General features: G+C 39.7%; 15 protein-coding genes. 7 read left to right on the forward strand and 8 right to left on the reverse strand.

Annotated elements, in window-relative coordinates; all coding sequences use genetic code 11:
* Positions 1-148: 148 nt before the first annotated feature.
* Positions 149-1,642 carry an L-fucose/L-arabinose isomerase family protein gene (locus tag MKZ10_RS16570; RefSeq protein WP_342506041.1) on the forward strand — a complete coding sequence of 498 codons (1,494 nt, stop codon included), beginning with the start codon at positions 149-151 and terminating at the stop codon, positions 1,640-1,642.
* 179 nt (positions 1,643-1,821) lie between these two features.
* On the opposite strand, the gene MKZ10_RS16575 is transcribed toward MKZ10_RS16570, so the two are convergent.
* From MKZ10_RS16575 to MKZ10_RS16595, 5 genes are read right to left on the reverse strand one after another with little or no spacing between them, the layout of a single operon-like run.
* Positions 1,822-2,604 (reverse strand): DeoR/GlpR family DNA-binding transcription regulator, encoded by a 783-nt coding sequence (locus MKZ10_RS16575; protein ID WP_342506044.1) that lies wholly within the window; start codon positions 2,602-2,604, stop codon positions 1,822-1,824.
* 40 nt (positions 2,605-2,644) lie between these two features.
* Entirely contained in the window at positions 2,645-3,901 is a 1,257-nt protein-coding gene (gene rhaA, locus MKZ10_RS16580; protein WP_342506046.1) for an L-rhamnose isomerase, read from the reverse strand.
* A gap of 19 nt (positions 3,902-3,920) precedes the next feature.
* Positions 3,921-4,235, reverse strand: a complete 315-nt coding sequence (gene rhaM / locus MKZ10_RS16585) for an L-rhamnose mutarotase (RefSeq protein ID WP_342506048.1) — start codon at positions 4,233-4,235, stop codon at positions 3,921-3,923.
* Complete coding sequence (gene rhaB, locus MKZ10_RS16590) at positions 4,201-5,691, reverse strand: rhamnulokinase (protein WP_342506050.1); 1,491 nt, start codon at positions 5,689-5,691, stop codon at positions 4,201-4,203. The genes rhaM and rhaB overlap by 35 nt, the downstream gene beginning before the upstream one ends.
* A gap of 25 nt (positions 5,692-5,716) precedes the next feature.
* On the reverse strand, positions 5,717-7,786 hold the full coding sequence (locus MKZ10_RS16595) for a bifunctional aldolase/short-chain dehydrogenase (protein ID WP_342506051.1): 2,070 nt from the start codon (positions 7,784-7,786) through the stop codon (positions 5,717-5,719).
* A 513-nt stretch (positions 7,787-8,299) separates the two neighbouring features.
* Between MKZ10_RS16595 and MKZ10_RS16600 the strand changes: the two genes are divergently transcribed.
* The 5 genes from MKZ10_RS16600 to MKZ10_RS16620 all read left to right on the forward strand — a co-directional run bounded on the left by MKZ10_RS16600 (position 8,300) and on the right by MKZ10_RS16620 (position 14,091).
* Complete coding sequence (locus tag MKZ10_RS16600; protein WP_342506053.1) at positions 8,300-9,826, forward strand: sugar ABC transporter ATP-binding protein; 1,527 nt, start codon at positions 8,300-8,302, stop codon at positions 9,824-9,826.
* Positions 9,827-9,858: 32 nt separating this feature from the next.
* A complete protein-coding gene (locus MKZ10_RS16605) occupies positions 9,859-10,896 on the forward strand; it encodes an ABC transporter permease (protein ID WP_342506055.1) in 1,038 nt (345 codons plus the stop codon).
* 3 nt (positions 10,897-10,899) lie between these two features.
* Complete coding sequence (locus MKZ10_RS16610; protein ID WP_342506057.1) at positions 10,900-11,928, forward strand: ABC transporter permease; 1,029 nt, start codon at positions 10,900-10,902, stop codon at positions 11,926-11,928.
* Positions 11,929-11,994: 66 nt separating this feature from the next.
* Positions 11,995-13,083, forward strand: coding sequence for a rhamnose ABC transporter substrate-binding protein (gene rhaS / locus MKZ10_RS16615; protein WP_342506059.1), 1,089 nt, complete (start codon positions 11,995-11,997; stop codon positions 13,081-13,083).
* A 105-nt stretch (positions 13,084-13,188) separates the two neighbouring features.
* A complete protein-coding gene (locus MKZ10_RS16620; protein ID WP_342506061.1) occupies positions 13,189-14,091 on the forward strand; it encodes an AraC family transcriptional regulator in 903 nt (300 codons plus the stop codon).
* Between the two features lie 209 nt (positions 14,092-14,300).
* Here MKZ10_RS16620 and rlmD read toward each other — a convergent pair whose 3' ends face one another.
* A complete protein-coding gene (gene rlmD / locus MKZ10_RS16625) occupies positions 14,301-15,695 on the reverse strand; it encodes a 23S rRNA (uracil(1939)-C(5))-methyltransferase RlmD (protein WP_342506063.1) in 1,395 nt (464 codons plus the stop codon).
* 261 nt (positions 15,696-15,956) lie between these two features.
* Positions 15,957-16,943: an Rpn family recombination-promoting nuclease/putative transposase gene (locus MKZ10_RS16630; protein WP_342506065.1), complete on the reverse strand. Its 987-nt coding sequence runs from the start codon at positions 16,941-16,943 to the stop codon at positions 15,957-15,959.
* A gap of 453 nt (positions 16,944-17,396) precedes the next feature.
* On the opposite strand from MKZ10_RS16630, the gene MKZ10_RS16635 reads away from it, so the two are divergent.
* Positions 17,397-18,374: a tRNA-dihydrouridine synthase gene (locus tag MKZ10_RS16635; RefSeq protein WP_342506067.1), complete on the forward strand. Its 978-nt coding sequence runs from the start codon at positions 17,397-17,399 to the stop codon at positions 18,372-18,374.
* Between the two features lie 196 nt (positions 18,375-18,570).
* On the opposite strand, the gene MKZ10_RS16640 is transcribed toward MKZ10_RS16635, so the two are convergent.
* The gene (locus MKZ10_RS16640; RefSeq protein ID WP_342506069.1) at positions 18,571-19,044 is read right to left on the reverse strand and encodes a DinB family protein; all 474 of its coding nucleotides are present in this window, start codon (positions 19,042-19,044) and stop codon (positions 18,571-18,573) included.
* Between the last annotated feature and the right edge of the window lie 76 nt (positions 19,045-19,120).

Here is a 19,120-nt window from a genome sequence, read left to right on the forward strand (position 1 = left end):
CTCCTTCCAAACAAACCACCTAACTTTCGAATTTTTCTAAATATACAAGAAACTATTATTTTTTAACAAGATTATTGGATGTAGAAATGAAGTTTAAGGCTTATAGTAAATTTAGAAGATATTATTTTGAAAGGTGGAGGAATAAGTCATGCAAAGAAAATCTAATTATAAAAAAGCAAGAATCGGTTTATATTCAACAGGCTTGAATACTTATTGGGAGCAGTTTCCGGGGTTAGAAGAAAGATTAATTGAATATGGTTCATTTATAGAAAGTAAACTATCCGAGGATGCTGAAGTCTTTAACTTTGGATTAATTGATAGTGTGGAAAAAGGACGTGCAGCAGGGGACTATTTTAGTAAGCATAATGTCGATATAATATTCCTTCATGCAGCAACCTATGCAGTTAGTTCCGTTGTTCTACCTATTCACCAGCGCTGCAATGCAAAAGTGATTATGCTAAATTTACAGCCAGCAGAACAGCTTAACTATGAAGAAACGAACACTAGTGAGTGGCTTGCACAATGTGGGGCATGTCCAGTTCCTGAGTTTGCAAATGCCTTCAACCGAGCCGGTATTGATTACCATGTAATTAGTGGGCTGTTGGGGTTGGATTACACGCCTGAAATCTCTCTTGCAAACGAAACGACTGCCGAACGTCCGGAGGCAAAAAGAGCATGGCGTGAAATTAATGAATGGGTACAAGCCGCAAAAGTAAAGAGAAACTTGGCGAGTGCACAAATCGGATTTTTGGGAAATACGTATAATGGCATGCTTGATCTGTATAGTGATTTTACAATGATTCAAGCACAAACGGGCATTCATGTAGAAGTGTTGGAAATGTGTGACCTAGCGGAACTAATCGATGATGTTACAGATAAAGACATCCAACAAAAGAGAGCCCAAGTTGAAGATATGTTTATCATTAGTGAAGATTCACCTGCCGAAAAGCTAGCGACAAAGCCGTCCGAAGAACAACTGAATTGGGCATGTAAAATTGCATCTGCGCAATATAAACTCGTTGAGGAAAGGCAACTCGATGCCATTACCTATTATTACCACGGTGCACCAGGGAATGACTATGAAAAACTGCAAAATGGCCTAACTGTTGGACAATCGCTTTTGACTGCTGAAGGCATTCCATGTGCTGGCGAAGGTGATTTAAAAACAGCAATCGCTATGAAGATTTGCGACACCCTTGGCGTTGGTGGAAGTTATTGTGAAATTGTCACGACGGATTATGTTGAAGGTACCATCTTATTAGGACACGACGGACCTTTCCACTTGAAAATTGCGGATGGAAAACCTATCCTTCGTGGGATGGGAATTTATCATGGAAAACAAGGTAGTGGTGTCGCTGTTGAGGCACAAGTGAAAATAGGTCCAGTTACTATGCTCGGTCTTTCACAAACAATAGACGGCAAACTCAAATTGATTATTAGTGAAGGAATTTCGACGAATGGAAAAACAATGCAAATCGGTAATACACAAACACCTGTTAAATTTCCAGTCGCCCCAGACACTTACTATGAACGTTGGTTCCAAGAAGCACCTACTCACCACTGTGCTATGTCCATCGGCAGTAACATCAACCAATTTGTTAAAACCGCAAAATTATTAAATATTCCTTATGTTGTTATCTAACTAACTTCGAATTGCAGCTTCATATTTCCTAAATAAAAGAAGGGGCTGTCTAATAAGTCCTTTTTACAACAAAATCACTTGAATTTGAAAATGTTGAAACGCTGTTAAATCAACGTTTCAGCATTTTGTATTTTGTACATTCCAGGCTCTAATACCCCTTTTGGGACAGCCCCTTGCCTTTATACGCTCACTTCGTTTCTACATGGCACAATCGTCAACTTAATATTTTTTTCCTCAATTGTTTGAATCGATTTTGGCGTAATCCCATTATCCGTAATCACTTCATTAATTTCGCCTATTGATGCGATATAAGAAAATGCCTGTGTATCAAACTTCGTTGAATCAACCATTAAAATAACATAATCACAGTGTTGAATCATGCGCTTTTTTAATAACGCTTGAAGTTCACTGGAGTCGCTAAGCCCTGTTTCTAAATGGAATCCCTTACAGGAAATAAATGTTTTATTCACATGATACATATCTAGTGAACGTTCTGCTAAAGGGCCAACATAGGACAATGATTTCGATAGCAATTTCCCTCCTGTTGAAATCACTTCGATTTTGTCTTTTCGCCCTAGCTCGATAGCAATTTTTATGGAGTTCGTAATGACCGCAATCGAAATATTAGGCAATGCTTTCGCCATATACCAAGCTGTCGTACTGGCATCTAGAATAATCCGATCTCCTTCTACGACATACTTAACTGCTTCCTCCGCAATCGCTCTTTTCGCTTCAACATTTTGGATTTCTCTTTCGGAAAAATGGATTTCGGAGTCCGGTTGCTCATTACGCATGGCCCCACCATGACTACGCAAAAGTTTTTTTTCCTTTTCCAACTTTTCCAAGTCTCTTCTGATTGTTTCTTCTGTCACGCTAAAAATATCACTCAACTCTGTCACACGAACTGTCGAACGCACATCGAGAAGTTCTATGATTTTCTGATGTCTTGCTGCTGCAAGCATGGCCAATCCACCTCCTAGTTCAGTTTATCGGTATTTTTTATTAGATTCGTTTTGACTGGACTTCAGCTTCATAGGTTTTCACATTTTCAAGCCATGTCTCTTTTGCAGGTACATTCATTTTGGCACAGTAGTAATCCCAAATCGCACCAAAAGGATATGTTTTAAACTCTTCCATTAAAGCTAATCGTTCCGTGAAATTCTCCTCTTCTTGCAAGTTCTTTAAATAGTCATTAGGTGTCAACAATGCATATAACAACGATTTTATCATATTACGCGTTCCAATTGTCCATGCTGCCACACGATTTATACTTGCATCAAAGAAATCCAAACCAATCATCACTTTATCCAACGCATCGTTCCGAACAATTTCCAGCGCAATTTCACGTAGTTCATCGTCAAAAGTGACGACATGATCACTATCCCAACGTACAGGTCTTGATACATGCAATGCTAATTTATTTTCAAAAATAAGCATGGTCGAGATTTTATTTGAAACGGTTTCTGTTGGATGAAAATGTCCCGTATCCAATAGACATAACACATCGCTTTGCAACGCATATCCAAAATAAAATTCGTGTGATCCAACAACATATGATTCTGACCCAATCCCAAACAATTTACTTTCAACTGCATCAATTTGATATGCCTTGTCAATTTCAACCGCAAAAATTTCATCAAGCGACTCTTTCAAACGTTTTCTTGGTGTCAGTCTGTCACTCGGAGTATCTTTATAGCCATCAGGAATCCATATATTCGTTAAGCAAGGTGTCCCAAGCTCTCGCCCAAAATATTCCCCGATTTTTCGGCTTGCGATGCAATGGTCTATCCAAAATTTCCGAATTTCTGGATTAGGATGTGATAGCGTCAAACCATCTTCCGCTTTTTCATGGGAAAACAATGTTGGATTGAAATCTAAACCAATGCCTCTCTTTTTTGCCCATTCCACCCAGTTCGCAAAATGTTTTGGCTCTAGTTTGTCCCTATCCACTACTTCGCCATTTGTTTCCGCATAGATTGCATGAAGATTCACTCTGTGCTTACCAGGAATCAGTGAAAGTGCCTTATCCAGATCCAACCGTAATTCCTCCGGCGTACGTGCTTTTCCAGGATAATTTCCAGTTACATCAATCCCACCGGACAACTCACTTTTATTCACTTCAAACCCACTAATATCATCACCTTGCCAGCAGTGAACAGATATCGGTATATTTTCTAGTTTTTTAAGTACCTCTTCCACGTTAATTCCCCATCGCTCATATTCCTTCTTTGCAAATGCGTAATTTTCATTGATTGTCATTCCAATACCCCCTTTAATTTTAACCTAAATGAAATACCTCTTTTAATTCGACGGCAACTGGACTGTTATCAAGATTCGTTTCCATAAGTGGATCCATATAAGCCCACCACTCTTTACACACATCCGTATTCGCAATGTTCCCCCATCGCTTCTCATTTTCAATTTCTACATAAGCAAATAATGTACCCGATTCTTCATCGAGAAAAATGGAATAATTATGCGCACCATGCTCTTTAATCTCTTTTTCCATTCGAGGCCATAGTTGATCATGCCGCTCTTTATATTCGCTGTAGCACTCTTTATAAACTTTCATAATCGAAGCTTTTCGAATCATCCATGCGTCCCCCTTCACTTATGATTTTCTTAAATTCTTTGATGATGAAACTCGAATCCGTACTTTTCGGAATAAATTCTTCTAGGGGGAAAGAACTTCGAACGATATTCCGACCTTCTTCTAAATCTTTTATTTTACCTGTCGTAATCATTTGCATCATTACATTTCCAATTGCTGTGGATTCAGCAGATCCTGCGAAAACAGTTGTTTTGCTTAAATTAGCGGTTAATTGATTGAGATGCCTATTTTGTGCTCCACCACCGACGACATACAAATGACGAATCTGCTTTTCAGTCATCTTCTCTAATTCTTCGATGGCAATTGTATAAATAATCGCCAAGTTATTGTATACACAAGCCGCTAATTCTCCTGCCGATATCGGAGTTGGTTGATTGGTCTCTCGACAATACGTTTGAATTTCTTCGATCATATTTTCTGGATTTAAAAATCGTTCGTCATTAAAATCAATATACTGCTGGAACGAAGCAACTTTTGAAGCTTCCACAACGAGTTCCTCATACGATAACTTTTCAGGCAAATGACGACGAACCTCTTGAATCATCCACATCCCCATTATATTTTTCAACAGGCGATAAGTCTTAAACACGCCCCACTCATTTGTATAGTTTTCTTGTAAAGCTTCCCTAGTCACGACAGGGCTATCCGTTTCGACACCGAGTAGCGACCACGTACCACTACTCAAATAAGCCCAGTTATCTCCAGTTCCTGGTGTTCCGACAACCGCCGAAGCTGTATCGTGGGATGCGACGACATAGACCTCGCAATCCGGTAAATCGAATGCGGGAAACCATTCTTTCTTGAGCGGACCTAGCTGTTGACCTGGTTCAATAAGTTCGCCAAATTGATTTTCACGAAGACCAATAGTTTCTAGTAGATCTTGATCAAATTGTCTCGTGCCTATGTTCAATAACTGTGTCGTAGAAGCGTTCGTTACTTCCATTACTGCTTTTCCTGTAAGTAGATAATTGAGATAATCAGGGACCATCAAAAGTTGATCGAGTTCCATTATGACTTTTTCATCTTCTTCATATAACTGATAGATTGTATTGAACGGTAGGAACTGAATACCTGTTTTTTCATAAATTCGTTCTCTAGCAAGCTGTCCCGTTACTTTGTCTATCGTTTCAGCAGTTCGATGATCTCGGTAGGAGACGACTTCTTTCATTCGCTCCCCTTTTTTATTCAAAAGGACATAATCGACCGCCCATGTATCGATTCCCACAGACTCTACCCGATAGCCCGCTTGTTTCGCAAGTTGTAATCCGTAGAGGATTTCATTAAGTAAGTAGTCAATGTCCCAATACAATGTTCCATCTTTTGCTGAGAACCCATTTTCAAATCGATGAATTTCTGTAATTCCAATTTTTTTTTGCTTCAGTTTGCCAATAACAAGCCGACCACTTGAAGCACCGATATCTACTGCGATATGCACCATCCCTCGCTGCCTCCTTTGCATGTACTTACCTTGTAAATGCGGCTGGTACTCCACCATCCACTGTAATCATACAACCTGTGGTCTTATCTGATTTTGATGAAGCAAAGAAAGCAATAGACTCAGCAATATCACTCGGATAAATATTGACCAATAATGTCGTTCTGTTTTTATAATGTTCCTCTAACTCACTCGGTTCAATTCCATAAGCCGCAGCTCGCTCTTCACGCCAGCTCGATCCCCAAATGGCAGAGCCTTGTAACACAGCATCTGGTAATATAGAGTTCACCCGAATCCCATATTCCCCGCCTTCTGCAGCAATACAACGGGCCAGATGTACTTCAAGCGCTTTTACTGAACTGTATGCGGCTGCATTTCGTCCAGCATAAACAGAGTTTTTCGACCCTACAAAAACCATATTTCCACCGATAGCTTGTGTCTTCATTTGACGGAATGCCTCACGAGCAACTAAAAAATAGCCCGTCCCAAGTACATCCATATTTAGGTTCCATTCGTGTAACGTCGTTTCTTCAAACGGGCTAGATGTTGCCAATCCAGCATTGTTTACAACTGAGTCGACTCCTCCATAGGTTAAAGCAGAAAAGTCGAATGCGGATTTCACTTGGCTTTCACTCGTTACATCCATTTTTATTGCAACTGCTCGACCTTCTCCGTAATGCGAGTTAATTTCATCGGCAACTTTTTGCACGCCCTCTTCATTTAAATCTGCTAAAACAACATGAGCCCCTTCCGAAACAAATCGTCGAGCTGATTCACTCCCGATTCCACCTGCCCCGCCTGTAATGAAAATAACTTTTCTTGAAAACTCCACTTCAGGTGGTGCAAGCGACAACTTATACAATTCCAATGGCCAATACTCAATATTGTAAGACTCATTTTCACTAAGGGATACAAACTCCCCTAATGATGTAGCCCCCTTCATGACAGCGATTGCTCGATGATAAAGCCCCCCGCTTCCATTAGCCATCGCTAAACTTCTGCCCGTATTCACCATTCCAATTCCAGGAATTAAAATCACACGCGGAGCAGATTCAAAAATTCGGTCTCCTTCATGCTTATTTCTTTCGAAGTAGGCTTTATATTCATTCTTAAATTCTTCAACACCACTTTTCACTTGTTCGATTAATCCCTCTATATTATCTTTTGCCACATTCCAATCAATATAAAGCGGCGTACGTTTTGTATGGACTAAATGATCGGGGCATGCAGCACCAACTTGAGATAATTCGGATGCATCATGACTATTTACAAATTGCAAGATGTCAGCAGAATCATCAAAAGTAAGAATCATTTTCTTTTCATCGCTAACAGCACCTCGAATAACTGGCATGATTCTTGCTAATAATTTACGTCGTTCCTCCTTGGAGAACGCTAAGTATTTCCGACCACCAAACACCTGTTCATCGTTGCTACAATCATTAATATATTTCTCTGCTTCATTAATTACAGAAAGTGTTTTTTCATAGCACTCTTCTGAAGTATCTCCCCAAGTAACTAAACCGTGTTTCTCCATTAACACGAGTTCGGCATTTGGATTTTCTTTTACACCTTCAGCAATCATCTTTGATAAGCTGAACCCTGGGCGGACATAAGGAACCCACACAAAGCGATTTCCAAAAATCTCTTTAGCTATTTCTTTCCCATTATGTGCGCAGCAAAGACTTATAATCGAGTCTGGGTGCGTATGGTCGACATGCTTATACGGTAAAAAAGCATGAAGTAGCGTTTCAATAGAAGGTCGAGGGTGTTTGCTATTGATCATACTGTGTCCCAAATATTCCACCATATCTTCATCATTCATTTCACTGCGTTCTATTAATGGAGCTATATCTTCCATTCTCACCCCTGTAAAGTTTTCAGCACCCATTGTTGCTAAATCAGAGCCACTTCCTTTCACCCACATAACTTCTACATCTCTTCCACGAAAATCTTTTTCAATCGCTTTCATAGATGTATTACCACCACCCCAATTACAAACAGTGCGATCCGTTCCTAATAAATTTGAACGATACACTAATTCCGGTAATCCTTTTTCAAGTTTCCTTGCTTGATTTTCGTTCCATAAATTATTCGCCATCTCCATACCTCCGCTTTTCTTTGTTTATGTCTGTTTTTATTATACACAACTTCAGACTATTGTGACTAGTTTTTTAAAAATTTATTTTTAAAAGTCTTTTTTTCTTGATTTCACGCTTTTAAATACATAAATACCAATTTATCGTATTACTAAAAATAAAAATTCTCGAAATTGATGTTCCCAAACAGAAATTAATATGCTAAGATGTGAATAACAAAAATCTTCTGTTAACTTTATAGTAAATAAACAAAGATTTTCAATCATTTATACATATGGAATGATTGTCGTCTCATATGTATACGTCATTAATATTTCTATCAACCAAACTTGTAAACGCTTTCTCGGAAAATTATCAGGGTTATAAAGTAAAGTTACTAACTATACCAGTGAAAGCAAAGATAGGTTTCGTGTTTATAAGAATGGTCCACTATTCCTATAAACATTACCAAATGAACTGATTAAAGTTTAATGCATGTCTCATGGTAAAGCATATCTGAAGGAAGGAAGGGTATCATGTCTGAATCTGAATATATCCTTGAGTTAAATGGAATCACAAAAGAATTCCCAGGCGTAAGGGCATTAGATAATGTTCACTTCAAATTAAAACCGGGAGAAATACATGCACTTATGGGAGAGAACGGCGCCGGTAAATCTACTTTCATTAAAATTATTACAGGTGTGCATCCGCCAAACGCCGGGGAAATGTATTTAAACGGAGAAAAAATATCTTTTAGCAATCCTAAAGAAGCCCAAAACATGGGGATTGCAGCTATTTATCAAAATGTAACGAACTATCCAGATTTAAGTGTTACTGAAAACATCTTTATGAGTCATCAAAAAGTACATGCAAAAACGAAAAGATTAAATTGGGGTACCATGCATGCCGAAGCAAAAAGAATCTTGCAACAACTTGGATCAACGATTGATCCAAAAATGGAAATGCAAGCGCTAAGTGTTGCCCAACAACAAATTATTGAAATTGCAAAGGCTATATCGACAAATGCCAAAATCATCATCATGGATGAACCGACTGCCGCACTGACAGCAAGGGAAAGCGAAGAACTCTATAAAATCACAGAAAAACTAAGAGATAGTGGAACTTCTATTATCTTCATTTCCCACAGATTCGAAGATATTTACCGGTTAGCGAGTCAAGTAACTGTTTTACGAGATTCAAAATATATTGGATCCTGGCAAATCGATGAAATTTCAAATGACCAACTCATTGTTGCAATGGTTGGGAGGGAAATTACACAAGTATTTCCCGATAAAAAAGGAAGTATTGGGGATAAGTTATTTGAAGTAAAAAACCTATCCAAAATGGGGTTGTTTGCAGACATCTCCTTTACACTTCACAAAGGAGAAATCCTTGGTATGACTGGTCTAATAGGGGCTGGACGGACAGAAGTATGTCAAGCACTCTTCGGCATAGCCCCTTATGATCAAGGTGAAGTTTTTTTAAATAATAAAAAAATTGAAATTAAGCAACCCAAACAGGCAATGAAATTGGGTATCGGTTATTTGCCTGAAGATCGCCAATTACAAGGATTAGTTTTTGATTGGGATATTGGGAAAAACATTTCATTGCCAGCATTAACGAAGCTATCCAAAATGGGCTGGTTAAGTAATAAGAATGAGGCAGCCATCGCAAAAAGACTTGCCGAAAAAGTAGATGTTAAAGCACAATCCATTTTCGATTTGGTCAGTTCTTTATCAGGTGGAAACCAACAAAAAGTGGCTGTTGCGAAATTGTTGACGGCTGATTTAGATGTCATTATTTTGGACGAACCAACAAAAGGTGTAGATATTGGAGCAAAGTCTGCGATTTATGAAATCATAAATGATTTGGCAGCACAGGGGTATGGAATCATTATGATTTCTTCAGAGATGCCGGAAATATTAGGAATGAGCGACCGAATTATCGTCATGCGTGATGGACGAATCGCAAACACTTTCAATAAGGTAGAAGCAACCCAAGAACGTATCCTTGAGGCAGCACTCAGTGAAACGACTCCTTCTAAGGAAATATTAAAAGTATAGCACCATGTGATAAACCGAAAGGAGTGTAATGAATGCGTGAAAACACGTTAAATGCAGCAGCCCAGCCCGAGATTCCGCCTGAGAAAACCTCAATGCTTGCGAACATTTCTAAATTTAGAGAGCTTGGACTTCTCGGGTTTATCGTTATTATTAGCCTTGTTGTCCAGCTGCGTAATCCAAGCTTTTTAAGCGGAGAAAATATTAACGATATGTTCACAAACACAGCCATTTTGAGTATTTTGGCTCTAGGCATGATGCTTGTTTTAATCACGCGAGGAATTGACCTGTCCATTGGGGCAATTATTGCCTTATCTGGCATGATTTCTGCCCAAGTAGTTAGTACCTATCAGGGGTTAAATCCATTTCTCGCCATCTTACTAGGTATCACCGTGGGTATTATTTGCGGGGTTGTCAATGGATTCCTTGTAGCTAAAATAGGCATTCTTCCAATTATCGCTACACTTGCACTAATGAATATCTTTAGAGGAATGGCTTTCACAATAAGTGGCGGTGAATGGATTAGTGCCTATCAAATGCCCGAAAGCTTTGTTGCAATAGCAACTGGAAAAACATTAGGATTAAACAATTTGATTGTCATCGCGATTATCATCTATCTTGCTTTCTTCTACTTTGTAAACCATACACGAACAGGTAGACAAATCTATGCTGTCGGAAGCAATCCTGACTCAGCTACTATAAGTGGTATTAATGAAACGAAAATTTTAATGCTTGTATATACAATTATGGGTGGACTCGCGGGTCTATCCGGCGTCCTTTGGGTTTCTAAGTTTGCTTCAGCACAAGGGGATACCGCTGCTGGTTACGAGTTAACCGTTATTGCAGCATGTATTTTAGGTGGAGTCAGTATCGCGGGTGGTTCCGGGAAAATTTCCGGAGTCATTCTTGGCGCTATGTTATTCGGATTATTGAACAATGCGCTTCCTTTGTTAAACGTTTCTCCTTTCTGGCAATCGAGTATCCAGGGAGCAATCATCCTCATAGCTGTCATCTTTAACACACTTGTTAAAAGAGGCGTTGATTTAAATAATTTAATGAGAAGGAGGATTTAACTTATGAGCCCTAAAACAACAACTTCTCAGCAGGAGTATATCCCACGGACTTTATTGGATAAAAAAAGATTTTCTCTTAAAAGTTTCTTCTTCCAATGGGAATGGATGCTTATACTCATTCTTTTGGCTGTGTTTTTAGTCAACTCCAACATCTCGCCGTACTTCTTTAACTACGGCAGTTTGCGTGACGGAACAATGATTTTCTTGGATAAAGCCTTTATTGTCTTCCCGATGGCACTCGTCATGATTTTGCGGGACATTGATATTTCGGTAGGGTCAACGGTCGCTTTATCATCCGTTGTCATGGCAACCTCTTATAACTTATTAGGTCTTCCTATGGAGGTTTCCATTGTCATTTGTCTCGCAGTCGGTGCCCTTTGTGGGTTAATCAATGGATTCTTAATTGTAAAGTTCAAAGAGTTGTCCGCTGTTATTGTGACATTAAGTACAATGATTTTGTATAGAGGAATTGCTTATGTCATTCTGGAAGATCAAGCTTCAGGAAAATTCCCTGAATGGTTCGGTTTTTTCGGATGGGGATATGTGTTCGGAGTTCCCTTTATACTAGTGCTCTTTGTTATCGTTGCCATCACATTCGGCTTGCTTCTTCATAAAACAACATTTGGTCGTGAAGTGTATGCGATGGGGAAAAATCCAACTGCAAGTCATTTCTCAGGTGTCAAAGTAGATAAAATCAAAATTATTGTCTTTACACTAACTGGGCTAATGGCTGGACTGACTGCTATCTTTTTAACTTCCCGAATGGGGAGTGCTCGACCAAATATCGCAACAATGTATGAACTCGATGTGATTGCTATGGCCGCACTTGGCGGAATCAGCACGGCAGGTGGAAAAGGAAGAATACTTGGCACAGTAATTGCTATATTCATCATCGGGTATCTTCAATATGGGCTTGGATTGATTAATATTCCGGCTCAAACACTTCTTATCGTAATTGGAATCCTGCTTATCCTAGCGGTTTCCGTTCCAAAAATTAAGGTTCCCGCATTTTTAGCAAGAAAAAAAGAATAACTTCTGTTACGTTACAGTTGTATTGACTGTTTTGTATATAACACCCATTAAAAGGAGGAGAAAGTGTTGAGTAATCTAAAAAAAATGTCTATGTTCTTTTTTACAATGGTACTAGCGCTAATTATGTTAGCCGCTTGTAGTCAAGAACCGCCAAGCAGTGGAAGTAACAAAGATACAGATGAGGCTAAGGGTACGGAGAAGCCCGAAGAAAAAGACAACGGCGAAAAAGACAAGTATGCCTTCATTTTCAAAAATACTGGAAATCCTTATGGTGAGAAAATGATGGATGGATTTAAAGATGCAATTGAAGAACTTGGTGGGGAAGTTATTTTACGCTCACCCGATCAACCAACAGCAGAGGGGCAAATTCAAATTATTGAACAACTCATCCAACAAAAAGTAACTGCTATCGCCATTGCTGGAAATGACAACGATGCTTTGGAGCCAGTATTGAAAAAAGCAATGAATCAGGGGATTAAAGTTCTTTCTGTAGACTCTGCTGTTAACGCGGATAGCCGTATTCTACACGTCAACCAGGCTAACCCAGAAAGAATAGGACGTATTCAAATTGAAGCAGTTGCTGAAATGATTGGTGGCGCAGGAGAAATTGCAGTGTTAAGTGCAACTTCCCAAGCAACAAACCAAAATCTTTGGATTGAGTGGATGCAAAAAGAGTTAGAGGAACCCGCATATAAAGATATTACTCTTGTAAAAGTTGCATACGGTGATGACTTACGAGATAAAAGTGTTTCTGAAACAGAGGCGTTGTTAAAATCTTATCCAGATTTGAAGGCTATCATTGCTCCAACAACTGTTGGGATTGCAGCAGCTGGAAAAGTGCTAACGGATAAGAATTTACAAGACAAAGTAAAATTAACAGGGCTTGGTCTTCCAAGCGAAATGGCAACGTATCTTGAAAATGGAGTTTCTCCGTGGATGTACCTGTGGAATCCAATCGATGTTGGCTCTGCCGCAGGATACATTGCTCATGCTTTAGTAGCTGGTGATATTACAGGTGCGTTAGGTGAAAGTGTGGCAACGGGTGTGTTTGGAGAATTGGACATCGTAGAAGATGGTGATGGCACACAGGTTATGCTCGGAGATCCATATAAATTTGACGCAGACAATATCGGGGAATGGAAAGACGTTTATTAAACCGATAATCAATTCAACATACGAATAATCAATGAATCGGGAATATTGTTCTTCTTATCGGAATAGATAAGTTGCTATATTCCTTTTTTTACGAGGAGGATTCCTATGAATTATTATTGGGAAAAAGCTGAATGCCACTGGTCAGAGGATTCGGTACGACTTATTTCTACTCCTTCAGCAGAAGCACGCTCTGCATTTTTTTATATTCAAGAGATTGGTCATTTCAAAACTTTTTATCCATTTTTTACAGAAAGGCAACATTTGGATTCGTATTTAATTGTACATACGTTAAGCGGGAATGGACAATTGACCTACAATAATACAACCTATTCTCTCGGCCCTGGTGAATTATTTTTTATCGATTGTAATAACTATCAATTGTATCAGACCTCAAATGAAGACTCCTGGGAAATACTGTGGATCCATATTAAAGGAAGTACGACTGCTGAATATTACAAACACTACTCAAAAAGCAATTCGCCAGTAAGTATTTCCCATCAAGAATCTCAAGTTCCTTATTTAATCCAACAGCTTATTCAACTTCATCAATTGGATAAAGCGAGTCTGAAAACTGAAATAATAAGTTCTAAACTCATCCTTAATCTACTAACGGAGGTTTTATTGAACAGTAACGAATTGAATAAGAATAAAGCAATTACACCTGATTATATTGAACAAATGAAAACGGAGTTGGAAGTTAATTTTGATAAAAAAATAACCCTCACGCAACTTTCTAGACTTTTCGCTGTGAACAAGTACCAATTAGCTAAGGAATTTAAGCATTATATCGGGATTACCCCAAATGAATATTTAATAAATAGACGAATAACGAAAGCTAAAGACTTGCTGAAAAATACTAATTTAACAATTTCCTCGATTTCTTTTCAAGTGGGCATTGATAATGTTAGTCATTTTATTAACTTATTTAAAGACCGGGTGGATAGTACACCGCTTTCTTTTCGAAAACATTGGCAAAACGGATGGAATGATTCGAAAAAAGCAAAATAGGAATAAAGGCGTCCTTTGGAACTTAACTTTCCAAGAGTATAGTAAATCTTCGAGTGAGAGTTCTTTCATTGCTCATTCCCGTCATCCAGCTAAAGTTTGTTACTATACAGTATTTACATGACTTTTAAGCAGACATTAAAATTGATAGCCTATCTCTCCTTATACAAACATCCCAAGAATCAAGCATCGATTCTTGGGATGTTCTTCCTTTATTTCTCCAACACCAACAAAGCCACTAACTCAACATGCACCGTATGTGGAAATAGATCAACAGGTTGCACAGTTTGTAACTTGTAGCCAAATGGCAACAATTCAGCTATGTCCGTTACGAATGTATCGGGATTACATGATACATAGACGATCCGTTTTGGTTGGGAGCGCCCAATGCGGCGCATCACTTTTCCACCAGCTCCGGAACGTGGTGGGTCAACTAACAGAATATCAGCGAATCCGAATTGTTCACGCATCTCGTCTAGTCCTCTGCGCGCATCACGAGCAAGGAATGTTGTGTTAGGTAGATCATTATCAACGGCGTTGCGTTTTGCCGATGCAATCGATGTCTCGACAATCTCAATTCCCGCTAATTCTTTCACACGAGCAGCGAACGGTAATGAAAACGTGCCAACACCACAAAACAGGTCAATCATTTTCTCGTCTTCCTGTGGTTTCCCCATCTCAAGCGCGAGGTCCACAAGCTTTTGGGCTTGTTTTGGATTCGTCTGGAAGAACGTATCGAACCAGAGACGATAGCGATAGCCGACCATTTCATCATAAATGAAATCACGCCCCGCTAACAGATGCGTATCCTCTGATTGTGTGATATCTGCCCAGTCTGTGTTCACAAGCCAAAGAAGGCTTTTCACATTCGGAAACTTCTGCGTGATGCGCTCGACAAGATTTTCAACAGCAGATGCCAATTCACCGTCAGGGGTTTTTGTAGCGAACAATGCCAGCATCATTTCGCCGGTCGCAAACGATTCCCTCACCATCAAATGACGAAGAAGCCCCTCATGTGTATCTTTGTCATAGCCTTTAAGGCCGAACTCTTTTACCCATGCACTGACTTCTAACATACCATCGACCATATTCTGGCCTGCAATCAGACATGTTTCCAAAGGAATAATCTTGCGGAAATTCCCTTGTTCATGCATCCCGATATCCCCTTCTCGCGAAAACGTGAACTCCATCTTATTACGGTAATGCCATGGGTCTTCCATGCCGATTGTATCCAGGACCAGTTCAGAATCATGTCCTTCAGCTCCCATTGCCTTCTTCACTTGCTCAGTTTTGTGCTTTAATTGACCTTCATACGTCCAGTGCTGCCATACACACCCTCCGCAAAGCTCGAAATGGGGACAAGGCGCCTCCGTCCTCTCTGGACTTGCAGATAGAATCTCTGCTGGCATTACTTTTCTAGTGCGCTTATCAGGCCGATCGACGACAACCTGCACAGACTCCCCTGGGAGTGTTTGTGGAATCGTCAGCTTCAGCTTTCTAGGATTAAAACCTTTATCACTCTCAATCCAAACCGCAGATCGTCCATTGCCTTTCCCATCTAAATGGTCAATTTCCGCGACGAATGTTTCTTCTTTTATACTAGTCAAGGAATGATTCCCCTTTCAACAGTCCATTCATAATATTGAAGGTTTATTTCCACAATGCTTGTGTACCTCTTCAAAACAGACATACCTTGTCATTATAACAAAATAGGGCTGAATGAACATACAAACGATGCATTATTGACATCAGACACCCAACGTCACACCCTGAAAAAGCACAAACGGTGTCTGATATCGACATCATTCGTGCTCTAAGGAAAGTATTCTAAGTTCGCCGTATCAGAAGATGCTAGGTTGAAGTCTTAATCAATGCTTCAATTCATCTCGCAATGCTTCTACTTCTTCAAGCTGAAGTTTTGTTATTCTCACAATTGACTCGACAGGCATGCTATCCGCGAGAAGAGCACGAGCAATTTCTTTTATCCCTTCTCTACCTTCTTCTCTACCTTCTTCTCTGCCTTCTTCTCTGCCTTCCTCCCGCTCAAGCTCGAAAATCCCTGCGAGTGTCGGCGACAGATCTTCATTGTTAAATTGAACCATCCCTTTAGCCTCCTTTGTTAAAATCGGTTGAATTATTGCAGTCATTTGTTTGGACAATTCCTCTGGCAATCTCATCATATAGTCAATGAAGTAAAATACAGCACGAAGTGTAGTGAATGAATGACCTAAGTCTTTGATAACAGAGCGCAGTAGCTTTTCTTTGAATGCATAGCGTTTGTCCGCATCATCTTTCGTCGCGTTCATGTATTTTACCGCTAAGATTATTTTACTAAAGATTTTGTCAGATTGCTCTAATTGTTCATTATCGTAATCCTCAGTCTTGCAATTCGTATACGCATAATATAGCTCTGTACCATAAAAACTGTAATCAAATTGCTCGGCATATTCACTTTTAGATGGTGAAGTCATGATTGCCAGTGCCATGATTTCTTGCTCAAATCGATCATAAATACGATAGAAATACTGGAACATACGCTTGGCGAAGTCTTCCTGGTTTTCGCTTTGCACTTCTACATGGACCAATACCCATTTTTCTTTGCCACCGTTCAGGTGCACCTTGACGATTTGGTCCGCTATGCGAAGTCCTTTCTTTTCCTCAATAACTTCCTTATAAAGCTCCTTATCTAGAAAGTCTACTTCCTTTCTAAAATCTACTTGCGCATGAAATTTAGGTGCAAAAAACAATAAAAAGTCCTCGAATAGCTCCCCAATCACCTTCTTCCACAACCCATCTTGATCCACTGGCGCCTTTTCGTATCCCGCTGGTTTTTCAAATACTTTTGCAACAACCATACCCTCTTAACACCTCCGCTACAGTTTTCTTATTACTCCGTCTAATCTACAATGAAAGGGATTTTAAGTAAATTGTGTAGAATGTTGAATAACTCCATTTTGGCCTAATATTTGGAGTTGAATTTCAAATTGGACCAACGGAAAATAAGAGTATTTGATTAAAAATACCAAGAATCCCTCAGCAAGTAGGTACCTAAAAACCCGTTGTTATACCGCTTAATCCTACCGCCCCCTATTATTTTCTATCGGTTCTCAAGACACTTCAAATTAGAATTTTGACCTTTTTGAAATACGTGTAACACACCAGTTGAAAACATGAACCCTGTCTGTCGCTACACTCTATGGATTATTCATAGATGACAGTCGCTCCCACAATTAATTCTGTGCATCAAGCGACAAGAAATGATACTATATTATGATGGGCAAAGGACGTTTCAAAAGGAGAAGATAAATATGAGTAACGAAGACAATTTTTGGCTTGACTTACCAAAGCCGTTTTTTATATTAGCACCAATGGAAGATGTCACAGATGTGGTATTTCGCCACGTCATTGGTGAGGCTGGAAAACCCGACGTTTTCTTCACAGAATTCACAAATACAGAAAGTTATTGCCACCCTAAAGGAAGAGACAGTGTGCGGGGGCGATTGATGTTCACGGAAGATGAGCAACCGATCGTCGCGCATATTTGGGGCAACAAACCCGCATTCTTTGAAGAGATGAGTATCGATATGAAAAAACTTGGTTTTCGTGGGATTGATTTAAACATGGGATGCCCCGTACAAAACGTCGCTGCTAATGGAAAAGGTGCAGGATTAATCCAGCATCCCGAAGTGGCTGCAGAAATCATTCAAGCAGCAAAAGCAGGTGGCTTACCCGTTAGTGTTAAAACAAGATTGGGTTACACGAATATTGACGAGTGGCGTGATTGGTTAGCACACATCTTGAAACAAGATATTGCGAACCTGTCCATTCATCTTCGTACAAAAAAAGAGATGAGTAAAGTCGATGCACACTGGGAACTCATCCCAGAAATCAAAAAATTGCGCGATGAAATTGCGCCAAATACGTTGCTAACCATTAATGGAGATATCCCTGACCGTGCAACAGGCCTAAAATTAGTCGAACAATATGGCGTGGATGGTGTCATGATTGGTCGCGGTGTTTTCACCAATCCATTCGCTTTTGAAAAAGAACCGAAAGAACATAGCGTGAAGGAGTTTCTCAATTTACTGCTTTTACAATTGGATCTTCACGATAAATACTCAACAGAAGACGAACCACGCCCATTTAAACCACTTCTTCGCTTTTTCAAAATCTATGTTCGTGGATTTAAAGGTGCTGGGGAACTTAGAAACCAGTTAATGGATACGAAGACAACGGATGAGGTACGTCGTTTAATACAACCTGTTTTGGATAGTGAATTGGATTGAGGGATAGCTAGCTGTTACTTGCTAAATCTGTGATATCCGCCGGAGGCTTTATCTTCATTCAGTGGGATTTTGGACACCCGCTGAACAGGGGCAGCATTCATCTCTCCACCTGTGGAGAGATGAATGCTGCTGAATGAAGATAAAGGGCTGTTCAGAATGTCAGTACAAACTGATTTTCTGGACAGCCCTTTCAATATTATTTTTGCATTTCTTTTGTCGGTCCCATAATTGGAGGAACCGTTAATCCTGCTTGACGAAGAAGAACAGTCATTTGTCCACGGTGATGTGTTTGATGGTCAATGAGTGCACCGAGTAGTTTCCCTCGTACAGTTGGTCCTGTAAAACTAGTAACCTCACCAAGTAGGTCTTCATCGGTTAGTTTTGCTGCCTCTTCCTTAATTGCTTGAGCGAGCGTTTCATACGTTTTCGCAATTTCATCTGCACTCTTTGGTTGTGACACGTCTCGTCCAGGTCCCTGAACTTGGAATCCCGCAAATTGACCGAAAGCCCCCGCCGCTCCAACTAAATGCCATGCCAACCAGCCTAGTGTACTATGCCCCTCAGTAATTGCTTGGTCGAGCTTATCATCTGTCAATGCTTTAAACACCTTGGTAGTTCCTTCAGATGAAACAGTCCATTCCTCCAAAAAGTCTTCTACTTTACGATACATATTCAACCACTCCTTAATAGTTTGTCCATCTCAATTGTAGTTAGTGATGTTTCCATTGTCCAACTTCGTGCACACT

This window comes from Sporosarcina sp. FSL K6-2383, from assembly GCF_038618305.1.
Lineage (GTDB): Bacteria > Bacillota > Bacilli > Bacillales_A > Planococcaceae > Sporosarcina.

Coding starts and splice junctions, on each gene's coding strand:
- MKZ10_RS16570 (WP_342506041.1), top strand. CDS start 149: ATGCAAAGAAAATCTAATTATAAAAAAGCAAGAATCGGTTTATATTCA.
- MKZ10_RS16575 (WP_342506044.1), bottom strand. CDS start 2,604: ATGCTTGCAGCAGCAAGACATCAGAAAATCATAGAACTTCTCGATGTG.
- rhaA (WP_342506046.1), bottom strand. CDS start 3,901: ATGACAATCAATGAAAATTACGCATTTGCAAAGAAGGAATATGAGCGA.
- rhaM (WP_342506048.1), bottom strand. CDS start 4,235: ATGATTCGAAAAGCTTCGATTATGAAAGTTTATAAAGAGTGCTACAGC.
- rhaB (WP_342506050.1), bottom strand. CDS start 5,691: ATGGTGCATATCGCAGTAGATATCGGTGCTTCAAGTGGTCGGCTTGTT.
- MKZ10_RS16595 (WP_342506051.1), bottom strand. CDS start 7,786: ATGGCGAATAATTTATGGAACGAAAATCAAGCAAGGAAACTTGAAAAA.
- MKZ10_RS16600 (WP_342506053.1), top strand. CDS start 8,300: ATGTCTGAATCTGAATATATCCTTGAGTTAAATGGAATCACAAAAGAA.
- MKZ10_RS16605 (WP_342506055.1), top strand. CDS start 9,859: ATGCGTGAAAACACGTTAAATGCAGCAGCCCAGCCCGAGATTCCGCCT.
- MKZ10_RS16610 (WP_342506057.1), top strand. CDS start 10,900: ATGAGCCCTAAAACAACAACTTCTCAGCAGGAGTATATCCCACGGACT.
- MKZ10_RS16620 (WP_342506061.1), top strand. CDS start 13,189: ATGAATTATTATTGGGAAAAAGCTGAATGCCACTGGTCAGAGGATTCG.
- MKZ10_RS16630 (WP_342506065.1), bottom strand. CDS start 16,943: ATGGTTGTTGCAAAAGTATTTGAAAAACCAGCGGGATACGAAAAGGCG.
- MKZ10_RS16635 (WP_342506067.1), top strand. CDS start 17,397: ATGAGTAACGAAGACAATTTTTGGCTTGACTTACCAAAGCCGTTTTTT.
- MKZ10_RS16640 (WP_342506069.1), bottom strand. CDS start 19,044: ATGTATCGTAAAGTAGAAGACTTTTTGGAGGAATGGACTGTTTCATCT.